Below are 14,055 nucleotides of genomic sequence, written 5' to 3'. Positions count from 1 at the left end.
CCTCGCCTTAACCTGTGTTATGTCTAGGATCGCTCCGTGATTCTATCCGCACTGTAGTTCCCTGTGAGGCAGGATTCAGGAGAGAGCCATGGCAAGTTCGACAGCGAACAAGAGTCTGGCTCACCGCCGTGTTCTGGTGGTGGAGGACGAGTATTTCCTGGCCGACGACATGGCCCATTCCCTGCAAAAGCTCGGGGCCGAGGTCGTCGGGCCGGTGCCGACCAGGGACAAGGCGCTCGGCCTGCTGGAATCGGGCGAGCGGATCGATGCCGCCGTGCTCGACATCAACCTCAGGGGCGAGACCGTCTTCCCCGTAGCGGATACCCTGATCCGGCAGGGCGTTCCGTTCGTCTTCGCGACTGGCTACGACCAATCCGCCGTCCCGGCCGCCTACAAGGGGGTGCCCCGGTGGGAGAAGCCGTTCAGGCCGGACGAACTCGCGAAAATGCTGCCCTGGCTGATGTCCCCGTAGGCACGGTGCACAGGCAGTCCCGCCGCGCATCCGTCCTTGCGAGTTGGCGGCGAGGCGAACCATCCGTCGACGGGTAGATTGCTTCGCCTGCGGCTCGCAAGGACGGAGAGGCGGTGGAAAGGCAGCGCATCACGCCTCCCGCTCGCAAGGACGGCAGTGAGTCCGGCGCCACTCCGTTTTCGGCATTGCTCCTCACGCCCTCACGCCCACTTCGTCATTGCGAACGAAGTGAAGCAATCTACCCGTCGACGGATGTGCTCCTGAATCACTTCACTCCATTCGCACGGACGAAAGAGCCGTCTCAATTCGTCGTCACGGCTGGCGGCGCTGACGGGGCGGCGTCGAGGAGAGGGTGCCCTCCCGCATCTGCACGCAGGTGAGCATGTCGACATAGCTCGGCGACCCGCCGATCTGCGCTTCCTGTGCGCAGGTTTCCCGGTTGGCGGCCGCCGTGCTGCTCCAGATGGCCTGGAGCTGGTGCTGTGCGTCCGTCTCGTCCCGGACGCAGCCTTGCGCCGGGTTGCTATCCTCCTTGGTCAGGGCATGCGCGCCCTTGCAGGTCGCCTCGATGTCGAAGCGAGGGAGCTGTTGCGCAGCGGCAGCAAAACACCAGAGCGAACCGAACGACAGCGCGTAGGCGAGGGCGCGTGGCTTCATGTGGGCCTCCTGGATGTCGTGGCCGAGCATCCCTTCGAGTTCGGCCGAGAGATCCTCGACCGGATCCTGATCCTCGGCGCAGCGCGCCTGCTTCGCGGGCGACAGCGAGCGTTCCCAGTATACAACAGCCGCCTCGGCCTCGGCGAGACTGACCCGGAGTATCCGAAAGTGCTCGACGAGGCGGAATGGGAGCGAAGGGTCATGGCCCGAGGAAGCTCCGAACCAGGCGACGAGGCGGAACGAGAGCGAAGGGTGAGATGCCTTGCGGCGCTACGCCTCCTCCGAGAACAAACCAGAAACAAAACTTGACACTCCGGAGTCGATCGGGTAATTTCTCCCACAGTGAAGAGTTGCGTCTCGCAACGCGAGAGCAACACATACCGCGTGCTCCTCGATCACTGCACGCATCACGCCATCTCATTCATTCCGCACCGTTTCATGCCACCGCCCCGCACCGGTCGTCGCCGCTCCGTGCGGCGGCGCAGCCATGTAAATGTGTCGCCACATGATCCGGAGCGCGAACCGCCTTCGCCTCCTGCAACGAATCACGACAGCGCCGTCCTGCCCGATCTCGCAGCGCGGATGGCGCCGCATCTCGATGCGGTGATGGAGCGGCTGCTGCAGCTTTCGGAACAGGCCGAGAGTGAAACCGTCCGACTCGCGGCCTTGCGCGAGATCCTCGACCGCACCTACGGCAAACCGCCGGCGAAAGCGCCCATCCCGGAAAACCGAGACGACAGCCTGGCGGACTGGAGTGACGAAGACCTTGAAACCGTCGCCCGGCGTGGCGCAGACGGAGCTTCTGCGGCGGGAAAGCGCCCGCTCTGAGCTGGCTTTGCGCCGGCAGGCACGCTCGGATCTCCTCGCCTTCGCGACGGCGATCGACGTACCGGGCCGGCCCGCGACGCAGGCGCTGCTTGCTGCTCATCACGCGCTCCTGCTCTCGGCCCTGCAGCGCACGTCGGAGACACCGTATGGACGGCTGATGGTGTTCATGCCGCCGGGCAGCGCGAAATCGACCTATGCGTCGGCTGTGTTCCCGGCCTGGCATCTCGGGCGACGGCCGGGCGCACGGATCATTCTTGCTTCTTATGCGACGTCGCTCGCGCGCCAGCACGGACGGCGCACGCGGGGCATCATCCAGCAGAGTGACTATTCGCGCCTGTTCGGAGCCGCACTGACACGCAGCCGGAGCGCGGCGGAATCCTTCGCGCTCTCGAACGGTTCGGAATATCTCGCGGGTGGCATCCTTTCGGGGATGACGGGCCATCGCGCACACGGGCTCATCCTCGACGATCCCGTGAAGGGTCGTGATACGGCGGAGAGCGAAACGATCCGCCGCCGAACCCGCGAAGCCTACGAGGACGATCTCAAGACGCGCCTCTACCCCGGCGGTTTCGTCGTTCTCGTCATGACGCGCTGGCACGAGGACGATCTCGCGGGCGGGCTTCTCCCGGCTGGCTGGGATGGGGACAGCGGAGCGCTCGCCTGTCGCGACGGGCATGTCTGGGAGGTGCTCTGCCTGCCGGCGATCTGCGACCGCACCGACGATCCGCTCGGGCGCAGGCTCGGCGAAACGCTCTGGCCGGAATGGTTCGATGCCGGGCACTGGGCGCAGTTCCAGGCGAACCCGCGCACCTGGTCCGCGCTCTATCAGCAGCGGCCGACGCCCGATACGGGCGCGTATTTCAAGGCCGAATGGCTGAAGCCGGTTGCGATGCTGCCGGCCCGTGGCGGGCTGCACGTCTATGGCGCATCCGATTACGCGGTCACCGAGCATGGAGGCGACTACACCGTGCATCTCGTCGTCGGCATCGATGCAAGTGGACGCTTGTACGTGCTCGACCTCTGGCGCGCGCAGGCCTCGTCCGATGCCTGGGCGGCGGCATGGTGCGATCTCGTCCTCAAGTGGAAGCCGCTCGAATGGGCGGAGGAGGGCGGCCAGATCAAGGCCGGCGTGGGACCTTTTCTCCTCGCGCTCGCGCGGCAGCGACGCGCCTACACGTTCCGCCGCGCCTTTCCTTCGCGCCATGACAAGGCCGTGCGCGCCCAGGCGATCCGCGGACGCATGGCGATGGACGGCCTGTATTTGCCCGCCGATGCGCCCTGGCGCGCGGAGTTCGAACGCGAGCTCCTGCGCTTTCCGGCAGCCGTGCACGACGACCAGGTCGATGCCCTGGGGCTGATCGGGCAATTGCTGGATCACATCCAGGCGCCACGTGCGGTTGCGCAGGAGAGCAGAGAACAGCAGCGTGACTGGCTCGAGGATGAGGATGATGCGGCGTCGTGGAAGACGTTGTGAACTAGCGCAGAGTTTCCCCCCTCACCCGGACGCTTCGCGTCCGACCTCTCCCTCTGGGGGAGAGGTGATGTGCAGGCCGCGCCGCCTCTCCCTTGATGGGAGAGGTCGGCTGCGTAGCAGCCAGGTGAGGGTGGCAGCTCCCACCTAATCAAGAGGACTCGTCATCGTGCACGACATCTCGACACCTAGCGACCTCGCCGCCCATCATGCACGCCGCGTCGAGGAGTTCGAGGCCGCGGAAGATGCCGCGCGGGAAAACCGCGCCCGCGCCGAACGCGACGTCGACTACTATGACGGCAAGCAATGGACGGAGGCCGAAATGCGCCAGCTCCGCCGCCGCGGCCAGCCCGTCATCACCTTTCCGCTCGTGAAGCAGAAGATCGACTTCCTGCAAGGACTCGAGCGGACGCAGCGCACGCGGCCGCGCGCCTTGCCGCGCACGCCAGCGCATGAAGACGACGCCATCGCGGCGACGGATGCGCTCGCCTTCGTGGCGGATGACAATCGATACGAGCAGATCCGCTCACGCGTCTGGAAGGACATCCTCACCGCGGGCTGGGGCGGCGTCGAGGCGGTTGCGGAAGAGGAGTTGTTCCCGCGACCCGGTGCGCCGTCCCTACGGGTCCGTCTCGCACGCTGCCCGTGGGATCGCATGTTCTGGGACCCGCATGCCGCGGCGGAGGATTTCTCGGATGCGTCCTATCTCGGGCTCGTCCTCTGGATGGACCGCGAGGAGGCGGTCCGTCACTACGGCGCGGAAGCCGGGCAGGTCTTCGACGAAACCGCGGATCTCGCCGCACAGGGCAGTTTCGAGGACAGGCCGAGCTCCACGCGTTGGGTCCAGTCCGGTCGGCGCCGGCGCGTGCGCGTCGTGCAGGACTATCATCTCGACGAGGCGGGCGAATGGTCGTTCTGCGAATTCACCCGTGGCGGCATCCTTCGCCAGGGGCCGTCGCCATGGCGCGACGAGCACGGAAGGCGTGTGCACCCTTACATCTGGCGCTCGGCCGCAGTGGACCGCGACAACAACCGCTATGGCGCGGTGCGCGATCTCGTCGACGTGCAGGACGAGGTGAACAAGCGCCGTTCCAAGGCGCTGCACCATTTCACCGCGCGACAGACCTTCGGGACGCCCGAAATCCAGGGCACGACGAGCGTGCGCGAACTGCGCCAGGAACTCGCGCGGCCGGACGGGCACGTGCAGTTGCCGATGGGCGCGGAATGGGGCCGCAGCTTCGGGATCATCCCGACGGGCGATCAGGCGGCCGGCCATTTCGAACTGCTGCAACAGGCCGTGCAGATGTTCGAGGCGCTCGGGCCGAATGCGGCGATGCTCGGCAAGAGCAGCAAGGAGATGTCGGGCCGCGCGATTCTCGCCGAGCAGCAGGGCGGTTCCGTGCAAATGGGCACGCTCACCGATACGTTACGCGATCTCGACCACGGCGTGTATCGCCGCGTGTGGAACCTGATCCGCCAGTTCTGGACGGGCGAGACCTGGATCCGCGTCACGGATGACGCCCGTAATCTGAAATGGATCGGGCTCAATGCGGCCGTTGCGCATCCGCTGACGGGGCTGCCGGTGGTGGTTCATTCGGTTGCGGATCTCGACGTCGACATCGTCATCGACGACGCGCCGGACATGATCGCGCCCGCGATCGAGCAGTTCCAGGCGCTCGTCGAGCTCAAGAAGCTGGATGCGCAGAATGAGATCCCGTTTCGGCTTCTCATCGAAGCTGCGCCGAACCTGCGCAACAGGGACAGGCTGCTGCAGATGATGGAGCGGGCAGCAGGGGCTTGACGCTTAAGGGCCCGCTGCCGTCGTTGCGCGCTGGGCGAAGCGATCCAGGAGCGTTTTCGTCGATGGGTAGATTGCTTCGCCTTCGGCTCGCAATGACGGAAGTGCGGTGGAAGGTGCAGTGCATCGCGCCTGCGGCTCGCAAGGACGGTGAGGCGGTGGGAGGGGCAGCGCACTGCGCCTCCGGCTCGCAATGACAGTGAGGCGGCGGAAAGGGCTATGCGCACCGCCTGCGGCTCGCAATGACGGCAGTGGGTCCGGCGCTACTCCGTTTCCGGCCCTGCTCCTCGCGCTCTCACACCCTCTTCGTCATTGCGAACGAAGTGAAGCAATCTACCCGTCTCAGGATGGATCGCCTCACCCGCGGCGCGTCATGGCGGAAGGGACCGTGCGTATTCCTGCAGCCGCAATGGCGGAATAGGCCGGCATCGCTGCGCAAGCCTCACTTCAACACCTCACATCTCATCACTCACTGCGGAACTCGCTCCGCAAGGGAGGGCTCATGCGTTCCGGAACTACTTTTCTCTCGGCTTATGTCAGCGGCGCCATCACGGCGGGGCGATCGGTGACGTTTCCCATTCCGCCCTGGCTTTCCGCGACCGACCTGCAGACCGAAGCCGCGGTCATTCATGTCGGCGGTGGAAGCGTACTGTTCTCGGCCCTGCGCGGAGATTTCTCTGTGGTACTGCAATCCGCCGTCGCACGCGTGACGTTCCTTCGAGACTTCCCCGAGCCGCCGACGAGCGAATTGCGTCTTGAGCTGGGGATCGCGTCGGCACAAACGCAACCAAGCTCCGCGCCGCGCCTCCAGCTCGTCGCGACCTGCAGCTTCATCGCGAATGCGCAGACCGCGTCCGACGCGAGCAGCCGCTACGAGAGCCGCGTTCGCGTGAAGTCGCCGCCCGTCGCGGTATCGGACCTGCAGCTCCTCTATCCAGCCTATTATCTCCTGTCGTCGGGAGGCGGCGTCGAGACCGCGCTCGCCAACAATCTGGCGATCGGCGCGGCAATCGAGCTCGACACGCCGGCGAAGCATGTGCCGGCCTATTTCCAGGGAAAACTACAAGGCGCGCTCGAGGCCGGCGCGGGACTCGTCACGAGCGACCCGATCGGCATCGACCTCGAACCTTCGACGGCCTTCTGGGTACGCAGCGACTTTCCCGGAGCGCCGGGCCTGCAGGTTCCGACCGGACGCAATGCGGCGGTCAACGGCGAGAGCTTCGTCAAGTCGACCGAGGCGGCAACGCAGATCTACGGAACCGGGCTCCTCGCTGCGCGCACGACGGGAACGGTGGGAAGCAACGGAATTCCGGGCCCGATCGCGGTCATCGGACGGGCAGAGCGGCCGGTTCCGGCGATCGCCATCCTCAACGACAGCATTGCCTTCGGTTCCGGCGACGCCTCGAATTCCGGGATCGTCGCGGGCGGCAATTACGGCTTTGTCCCGCGCGGGCTGCAGGATGTCGACGGGGCCGGCGGCATGTGGCCGTGGATCATGATCGGCCGCTCGGGCGGAAACCTGTCGAACTTCCTGACGCCCGATGCGCCGCGCCGCATGGCGCTCCTGCACTATTGCAGCCACGCGATCGTGCAGGCCGGCACGAACGATCTCGCCTCGCAATCGCTCGCAGCCGCGCAGAGCTCGGCCCTGAAGGTCTGGGCGGCCTGCCGCCGGCGCGGCCTCAAGGTCTATCAGGTGCTGATCTTCCCGCGCATCGCCTCGACCACGGATACCTATGCCTCGGCGGCCGGACAGGTGCCTGCCGCCGGGTTCGAGGCGGGCGGCGGCAAGCGTGATCCGTTCAATGCCTGGGTTCGCGCCTGCGTCGCGGACGGCACGATCGACGGGCTGATCGATCCGAATCCGTTCGTCGAGGATTCCGTGAATCCGGGCAAGTGGATCACGAACGGTGTCGCGAATTACCCGACGGCGGATGGCGTGCATCCGTCGACGGCATTGCATGTGCTTGCCGCGAAGGCGGTTGCGGCGGTGGCGCGCACGTTCACGGTGTGAGTATCTCTCGAGCGTGGGCCTGGATTGCTTCGCTGCGCTCGCAATGACGGTGAGGGGATTGGCATAGCCATACATCACGCCCACTCCGTCATTGCGAGCCGAAGGCGAAGCAATCCAGAGGCGCTCGGGCCTTATACTGTGCTGAATCAACAGAGCACAACAAACTCATAAGTCCCAACCCCGCCACCGGGCAGGTGGCCAGCGTCGCCGGCTGTGACGGGCGTGTTTTCACCGTAACGCGAGAGGATTCCGTGACGACACAGACCCTGGACGAGATCATGTCCGGGCAGGGCGAAGCCTTGTCCGATGCCGCGAGTCCCGAACTCCCGACCGCTTCGGATTCCACGCCGAACTCTCCCGAACAAAGCGATTTCGGAAAACAGCTCGCCGACGCGAATGCTGTCTGGGAACGCCGCTTTTCGGAAGTTCTCGACGCCGTCCGCACCCCGCGCGCCATGGAGACATCCGACGCCAACATCCGCGAGCAGGTCTCTCAGATGATGGCGGTCGAGAAGCATGGATCGGAGAGAGTCGAGGCTGCCTATCAGGCGCTAGCCAACGCGATCGGATCCGATCCGCAGGTGCAGGAGGCCTATCGGCGCATTATGGCGGCGCCGCATCCGTACGGCGAACTCCTGGCCTGGCACGAGCAGCAGCAAGTCCTTTCCGAGATCGGCCGCGATCCGAGAGCCTATCGCGAGAAGCTGCGCGCGGAGCTCCTGGCGGAGCTGCAGAACGGAGCACCGCGCGCCGGCCATTCGCCGGGCCCGATGCCCTCGAATTTCGCGCAAGGCCGTTCTGCGGGTCCACGTTCCGGCGTGACCTGGAACGGTCCGCAGCCGCTCTCCGCGATCATGAAGCGCTGACGCGCATTTCGACACGCAGATCCCCAAACGACAACCGAGGTGACCCATGGCCGAGACCCGCGCGATCGCGCAGCTCACTCCCGAGATCTGGGACGACCAGTTCTCGACGGAGTTCTTCCAGACCAATCCGTTCGCGGCCTATTCCGGCACGAGCGAGAACAACATCATCCGCATGAAGGAGGACCTCGCCTCCAAGCGCGCGGACGGCATCACCTTCGAGTTCATCACGAATCTCGAGAAGGGCACCATCAAGGGACGCACGCCGCTGAAGGGAAGCGAGTCCCAGATGGGCGAATACGGCGACAAGGTCCTGTGGGACATGCGCAAGAAGGCGATCAGCCTTCACGAGCTCGACCTCGACCTTGCCGCCATCGACTTGCGCTCCGCCGCACGGGAGAACCTCAAGGCCTGGGCGGAAGAGGACGTGAAGCTCGAGGTCATCGATCGCCTGCTCGATGTCGGCGCCGCCTGCGACGTCCCCTATGGCTCGGCGAGCGCTGCGGACAAGAACGCCTGGAACGCGGCGAATGCCGACCGCGTGCTCTACGGTGCCGCCAAGGCGAACTTCAATGCTACGCATGCGACGGCGCTCGCCAATGTGGACTCTGCCGCCGACAAGTTGAGCCGCGCCAGCGTATCACTCCTGAAGCGCATCGCGCTGCTGGCGCGGCCGCGCATCACGCCGCTGCGCGTCGAAAAGAAGAACCGCCGCTTCTTTATCGCCTTCGTGCATCCGTACGCCTTCCGGGATCTCAAGTCCGAGATCGAGAGCGTGCGGGCCACCGTCAATGTGGTGGAGCAGAACGAGGGCATCTTCCTGGGCGGTGATCTCGACTACGACGGCGTGCTCGTGCACGAGGTCGATGACATGCCGCTCCTCGCCGGCGCCGGCAATGCCGGCATCGATATCGCGCCGGTCTATCTCTGTGGCCAGGAGGCGCTCGGCTGGGGCGTGAAGTCCCGCTACCGCAGCCGCGAGGACACCGACGATTACGAGCAGGTGAAGGGCCTCGGCATGATCGGCAAATGGGGCATGAAGAAGCTCGCCTACCGGTTCGGCACGAAGGATGCGGCGGTCATCGGCAAGCAGCGCGGCATGGTCACGGGCTTCTTCGCCGCGACCGGCGATTGATCAAACCTGCAGCATCAGCGCACGGGGCGGCTTCGGCCGCCCCGTCCTCATTCGAGGGTCATTCCATGCCTCGCACCACGAACGATCTCATCCGCCGCGTGCTCGGCCTCCTTGAGGTCGTGGCGGCCGGCCAGCCGGTCGCAGTGGAGGACGCCGAGCTTGTGCGGGCGACGCTGCCCTCGGTGCGCGCCGATCTCTCCGCCCGCGGCGTTGCGGTGGTCGCGGACACTGATGCGATCGACGATGCGGCGTTCCTGCCGCTTGCGGAACTCGTGGCCGCGGCGGTCGCGGCCGATTTCGGCGTGGCGGCGCCCGATCGCTCCGCCGCGGAACTGCGCCTGCGGGCCCAACAGCCGACAGGTGAGACGGGCGAGCCCATCGAAGCGGAGTACTTCTGATGCCGGACATCGTCTTTCCGATCTCCTCGGCGCCCGGTGCGCGCGGCCGCGAGAGCGCAGGCCGGCTCGTCAATGGCTATGCCGAGACGCTTGAAGACGGGCGCATCGTGCGCCGCCGCGTTCCGGGCCTCGCGCAGGTCTTCGAGGTGGAGGGGAGCGCCCACCTGCGCGGGTTCATCCTGGTGGATGCAACCCTCTACCTCGCTCTCGATGGACGGCTCGCGAGCGCCGTCCTCACGGGCACGACCTGGACGGTGACCGATCTCGGAGCATTGCCGGGAACCGGACCCGTCACCTTCGCGCGCAACAACCGGAGCCCGGTGCCGGACGTCGTGAGCGTCGCCGATGGCGCTGCCTATGTGATTTCCCCGACCGCACCGCCGGCCTCTTATCCGGATCCGGATGTCGGCGCACCGAACGCGGTCACCGCGATCGACGGCTATTTCGTCTTCACCTACGGCGACGCGCGGGCGCGATCGACCGGCCTCAACACGATTGCGATCAACACGCTCGATACCGCCTTCGCAGAGGCGAAGCCGGACGGGCTCCGGCGCGGCATCACCTTTCGCGGCGAGCTCTTCCTGATGGGGCTCGGGACGATCGAAGTCTGGCAGAACACGGGCAACCCGGTCGGCTTTCCGTTCTCGCGCGTGACCGTGATCCCACGGGGTCTCGCGGGCCCGAGCGCTGCAGCCGGCTTCGAGGACGGCTGGACGAACACGCTTCTCTTCGTGGGCGACGACGCTGTCGTGTATCGCCTCGATGGGTACACGCCCGTGCGGGTCTCGACGCATCCGGTGGAGCGCGCGATCGAGGGCCTGCCGGACAGGACGGCGCTCGAGGCTTTCGTGTTCATGGCCGCCGGCCACGCCTTCTGGGTGCTGCGCTCGCCCGCCTGGTGCTGGGTCTACGATCTCACGATGCAGAGCTGGCACGAGCGCCGGAGCCACGGCTCGGCAACGTTCCGGGCCTCGCAATCCGTCCGCGCTTTCGGGAAGTGGCTCGTCGGCGACCAGGCGAGCGGCAAGGTGTTCGAGATCAGCGAGGCCATGCAGCGCGAGGGCTCGGATCCGCTCGTTCTGCGGGTGGAGAGTCTGAGCACCGGCGATTTCCCGAATCGGGCCACCGCGAGCCGGCTCGACATCGATATCGTGACGGGCACGGGCGTGGCCTCCGGCCTCGATCCGATCGAGACGCAACCCGTCTGCCTCGTGTCGTGGTCGCGCGACGGCGGCGCGACGTTCGGTGAGCCGATGAGGCGTGCGATCGGCGCGCAGGGGCATGTGCGCCAGCGGGTGAACGTCAACCGGCTCGGGCTCATCGAGCCTGCGGGGCTCGTGATCGCGGTCGAATGCGCCGACCCAGTGCCGTTCACCCTGATCGGCGCGCATGTCGGCGCAGGACGGCGGGCACGATGATGACGGTTCCGACTCTGCCGAACGCGCTCTCGTCGATCCAGAACACGGCGGGCGGCGCGGTGGATCGCGTGTGGTACGCCTTTCTCGCAGGCGTGAGGCGCGCGCTCGCCAACCACGAGGCGCGGCTCGCGATCATGACGAGCCCGGTCGATCCGGTCGCGAGCGACATCCCGCCCGGCGAGTTCCGGATCTGGAAGAACACCACGAGCGGCACGTTGCGCCTGTGGGCGAACGACGGCGGCGCGCTCAGATCGACACTCCTGACATGAGGATCACAGAATGGCTGGTGGAGCATTTTCCGGACGGCGTGGGCGCCTTGCGGCGATCTGGGCCGCGAACGAGCTCTCGAAGGGCAGGGATGCGGCCCTCGGCGAACTCGCGCAAGGGTTCGAGCGGGCCCGCGCCGGTGCGGACACGGCGGCGTCGGTCCTTGCGCCGCTCACGGCACGCGCGGACCGCGCCGGCGCGATGCTCGACGGTGCGCTCGGTCTGAACGGCGAGGAGGGCAGGGCTATTGCGGAGGACGCCTTTCGCGCATCGCCCGGCTATCGCTTTACGCTGGATCAGGGCCTGCAGGCGCTCGCCCGCAAGCACGCGGCGGCTGGAACGCTTCGTTCCGGCAATGCGGAGGCCGATACAATCGCCTTCGCGCAGGGCCTTGCGGATCAGGGCTACGGCGATTGGCTGGGTCGCCTCGCCGGGCTCGATGCACGCGGCCTCGACGTTGCTCGCGCCCAGGCCGGGGCTGCCATGGATCTCGGCCGGCTCGGCTATCAGTACGGGGCCGATCGGGCCGGAACCGTGAGCGACGCCACGAAGACCGTGACCGCTGCCGGCGTGGAGGGTTTCAGGGCCGGCGACCAGGCTGCCGCGAACCGGCTCGGCGCCCTCATGGGCGGCCTCAATCTCGGCGCGCGGCTCCTCGGGCTCGGCACGGGCGGACGATCGCTCGGCAAGCTGTTCGGATGAATGCGGCCGCCGTTCTCCTGGAGATGCACTGATGGCCGTCCTCTGGCGACTTTCCGGCACGCGCGCCCTCGATATCAACGCCGCAATCGCAGCCGGTGCGCGGGTACGATTTTTCGCTGGCTCCACCACGACTCCGCTCACTGTCTATGCGGACCCGGCGCTCGCGACGCCGCTGCCGCAGGAGATTGCAGCCGATGCGTTCGGGATGTGGCCGGCGATCTATCTTCCCTATGGCGATTACGACGAGCAGGCGCTGACGCGCGAGGGCGCGCAGCTCTGGTATTTCCGCGGCATCGCCAATCCCGCACCCGGAAGCGGAAGCGGATCCGAAGTGAGCGCGGACCGGCTCTTCCAGACCGGCGACGTGCTGTGGCTGCCGCGTGCCGGCATGCGGGCCGGCTGGGTGCGCGACAATGGCCGCACGATCGGCTCCGCGGGATCCGGTGCGACGGAGCGCGCGAATGCCGACACGCAGGCATTGTTCGAATACCTCTGGCTCACCTACGACAATATGATCTGCCCGGTCTCGGGCGGCCGCGGCGCGACGGGCGCGGCCGATTTCGCGGCGAACAAGACGATTGCGCTGCCGGATCTGCGCGGCCGCACGCCCGTTGGCCTCGACGACATGGGCCATGTCGCGGCGAACCGCATCCAGGTCTCGACGACGGTCACCACATCGAACGGATCCGCCTCGGCGGTCGTCGCGAACGCGGCCGGGCTCGCGATCGGCATGAAAGTCCGCATGGCACATGTGCCGTCAGGGGCAACGATCACGGATATCGCGGGCAGCGCGATCACGCTCTCCGCTGCCGCGACGGCTTCGGAATCCGGCACGCCCGCACGGTTCTCGTTCTTCGACGATGCGCAGGTTGCGGGGAACACGGGCGGCCTCCACGTGCATCAACAGCGCGTGAAGGAGCTCGCGCAGCACGATCACGGCGGAAGCACCGGAAGCGCCGGCGCCGCGACGCCGTCCTACACGGCGCCCGGCGCGCCGATGACCGCGTTCACATCCGGCAGCAACGCACAGGCGGTTGCGGTCACGTCGACCGGCACGATCACCATCCCTGCGCATATGCATGCGATCGCGAGCGAAGGGAATTCGCTCGCGATGATCAACCTGCAGCCGTCGGTGCTCGGGACGTTCTACCGGAAGTTGTGAGGTTTCACCTCTCCCCTTGCGGGAGAGGTCGACGCCCGAAGGGCGGCGGGTGAGGGGTGTTGGCGCCGCGCTTTCTCTGTCGAGCGCGGTGTTGCGCAGTGCTTGTCACGTCGGCGCTGCCACCCTCACCCGGCTGCTGCGCAGCCGACCTCTCCCATCGAGGGAGAGGTGATGTGCGCGCTGCCGCGTCTTCGCCTCTCTCCTGGTGAGAGAGGTCGCCCCGAAGGGGCGGGTGAGGAGGAAACGCTGCGCTCTCCAATCTCAACATCACACCACTCTTCATCAAAACCGCAGAGCAAATCATGCCACAACTCGCATTGCCGCGCCGCTATTCCTGGCTGGCGGAGATCACTGCGCCGCGTCATCTCGTCGAAGCCATCCGCCTCTACGGCGTCCAGGAACATGCCGGACGTGCGAGCAATCCGGCGATCCTTGCATGGGCGGAAGAGCTCGACATCGACGATGTGTTCCTGGCGGATTCGACGCCGTGGTGCGGCCTCTTTGCGGCGCTCTGCGTCAAGCGCGCCGGGTGGGAGCCCGTGCGCAATCCGCTCTGGGCGCTGAACTGGACGCGCTTCGGCGGAGATGTCGATGAACCGGCGCTGGGGGATCTGCTCGTCTTCCGTCGCCCGGGCGGCGGACATGTCGGATTCTATGTCGGCGAGGACGATCTCGCGTTCCACGTGCTTGGCGGCAACCAGTCCGATTCCGTTTGCGTGATCCGCATTCTTCGCGATCGCCTCGCGGCTTGTCGCCGTGCGCCATGGCGCTTCGCGCAGCCGCGCGCGGTTCGCCCGATCCGTCTCACGGCCACCGGCGCAATCTCCGCCAACGAAGCCTGATCCGATGTCCCGCGTGCTCCGCCTCATC

Annotated in this window: 14 protein-coding genes; 13 read left to right on the top strand and 1 reads right to left on the bottom strand. The window is 66.7% G+C overall.

Going from position 1 to position 14,055, the window contains the following annotated elements; translation table 11 throughout:
• Positions 1-88 precede the first annotated feature (88 nt).
• Positions 89-472: a response regulator gene (locus BN1233_RS22780; RefSeq protein ID WP_046865935.1), complete on the top strand. Its 384-nt coding sequence runs from the start codon at positions 89-91 to the stop codon at positions 470-472.
• A gap of 312 nt (positions 473-784) precedes the next feature.
• Here BN1233_RS22780 and BN1233_RS22775 read toward each other — a convergent pair whose 3' ends face one another.
• Positions 785-1,129, bottom strand: a complete 345-nt coding sequence (locus BN1233_RS22775; protein WP_046865934.1) for a hypothetical protein — start codon at positions 1,127-1,129, stop codon at positions 785-787.
• Positions 1,130-1,711: 582 nt separating this feature from the next.
• On the opposite strand from BN1233_RS22775, the gene BN1233_RS47160 reads away from it, so the two are divergent.
• The 12 genes from BN1233_RS47160 (at position 1,712) to BN1233_RS22710 (ending at position 14,027) form a co-directional block, all read left to right on the top strand.
• A complete protein-coding gene (locus BN1233_RS47160; protein WP_147707448.1) occupies positions 1,712-1,957 on the top strand; it encodes a hypothetical protein in 246 nt (81 codons plus the stop codon).
• Entirely contained in the window at positions 1,884-3,431 is a 1,548-nt protein-coding gene (locus tag BN1233_RS22760; protein ID WP_187144351.1) for a terminase large subunit domain-containing protein, read from the top strand. The genes BN1233_RS47160 and BN1233_RS22760 overlap by 74 nt, the downstream gene beginning before the upstream one ends.
• 166 nt (positions 3,432-3,597) lie before the next feature.
• The gene (locus BN1233_RS22755) at positions 3,598-5,229 is read left to right on the top strand and encodes a portal protein (protein WP_046865931.1); all 1,632 of its coding nucleotides are present in this window, start codon (positions 3,598-3,600) and stop codon (positions 5,227-5,229) included.
• A gap of 499 nt (positions 5,230-5,728) precedes the next feature.
• Complete coding sequence (locus BN1233_RS22750) at positions 5,729-7,240, top strand: SGNH/GDSL hydrolase family protein (protein ID WP_046865930.1); 1,512 nt, start codon at positions 5,729-5,731, stop codon at positions 7,238-7,240.
• 251 nt (positions 7,241-7,491) lie between these two features.
• Complete coding sequence (locus BN1233_RS22745) at positions 7,492-8,106, top strand: hypothetical protein (RefSeq protein ID WP_046865929.1); 615 nt, start codon at positions 7,492-7,494, stop codon at positions 8,104-8,106.
• Positions 8,107-8,152: 46 nt separating this feature from the next.
• On the top strand, positions 8,153-9,238 hold the full coding sequence (locus BN1233_RS22740; protein ID WP_046865928.1) for a phage capsid family protein: 1,086 nt from the start codon (positions 8,153-8,155) through the stop codon (positions 9,236-9,238).
• Positions 9,239-9,303: 65 nt separating this feature from the next.
• A complete protein-coding gene (locus tag BN1233_RS22735; protein WP_046865927.1) occupies positions 9,304-9,636 on the top strand; it encodes a hypothetical protein in 333 nt (110 codons plus the stop codon).
• Positions 9,636-11,054, top strand: a complete 1,419-nt coding sequence (locus tag BN1233_RS22730; RefSeq protein ID WP_046865926.1) for a hypothetical protein — start codon at positions 9,636-9,638, stop codon at positions 11,052-11,054. The genes BN1233_RS22735 and BN1233_RS22730 overlap by 1 nt, the downstream gene beginning before the upstream one ends.
• Entirely contained in the window at positions 11,051-11,323 is a 273-nt protein-coding gene (locus tag BN1233_RS22725) for a hypothetical protein (protein WP_046865925.1), read from the top strand. Before BN1233_RS22730 ends, BN1233_RS22725 begins: the two co-directional genes overlap by 4 nt.
• 10 nt (positions 11,324-11,333) lie before the next feature.
• Positions 11,334-12,023: a hypothetical protein gene (locus BN1233_RS22720; RefSeq protein ID WP_046865924.1), complete on the top strand. Its 690-nt coding sequence runs from the start codon at positions 11,334-11,336 to the stop codon at positions 12,021-12,023.
• 31 nt (positions 12,024-12,054) lie between these two features.
• A complete protein-coding gene (locus BN1233_RS22715) occupies positions 12,055-13,185 on the top strand; it encodes a hypothetical protein (RefSeq protein ID WP_046865923.1) in 1,131 nt (376 codons plus the stop codon).
• A 302-nt stretch (positions 13,186-13,487) separates the two neighbouring features.
• Positions 13,488-14,027 carry a TIGR02594 family protein gene (locus BN1233_RS22710; protein WP_046865922.1) on the top strand — a complete coding sequence of 180 codons (540 nt, stop codon included), beginning with the start codon at positions 13,488-13,490 and terminating at the stop codon, positions 14,025-14,027.
• Positions 14,028-14,055 lie beyond the last annotated feature (28 nt).

The sequence above is a fragment of the Microvirga massiliensis genome, from assembly GCF_001006805.1.
In the GTDB taxonomy this organism is placed as follows: domain Bacteria; phylum Pseudomonadota; class Alphaproteobacteria; order Rhizobiales; family Beijerinckiaceae; genus Microvirga; species Microvirga massiliensis.
The sequence above is the reverse complement of the archived record's forward strand: the minus strand, read 5'-3'. Positions and strand labels throughout refer to the sequence as shown.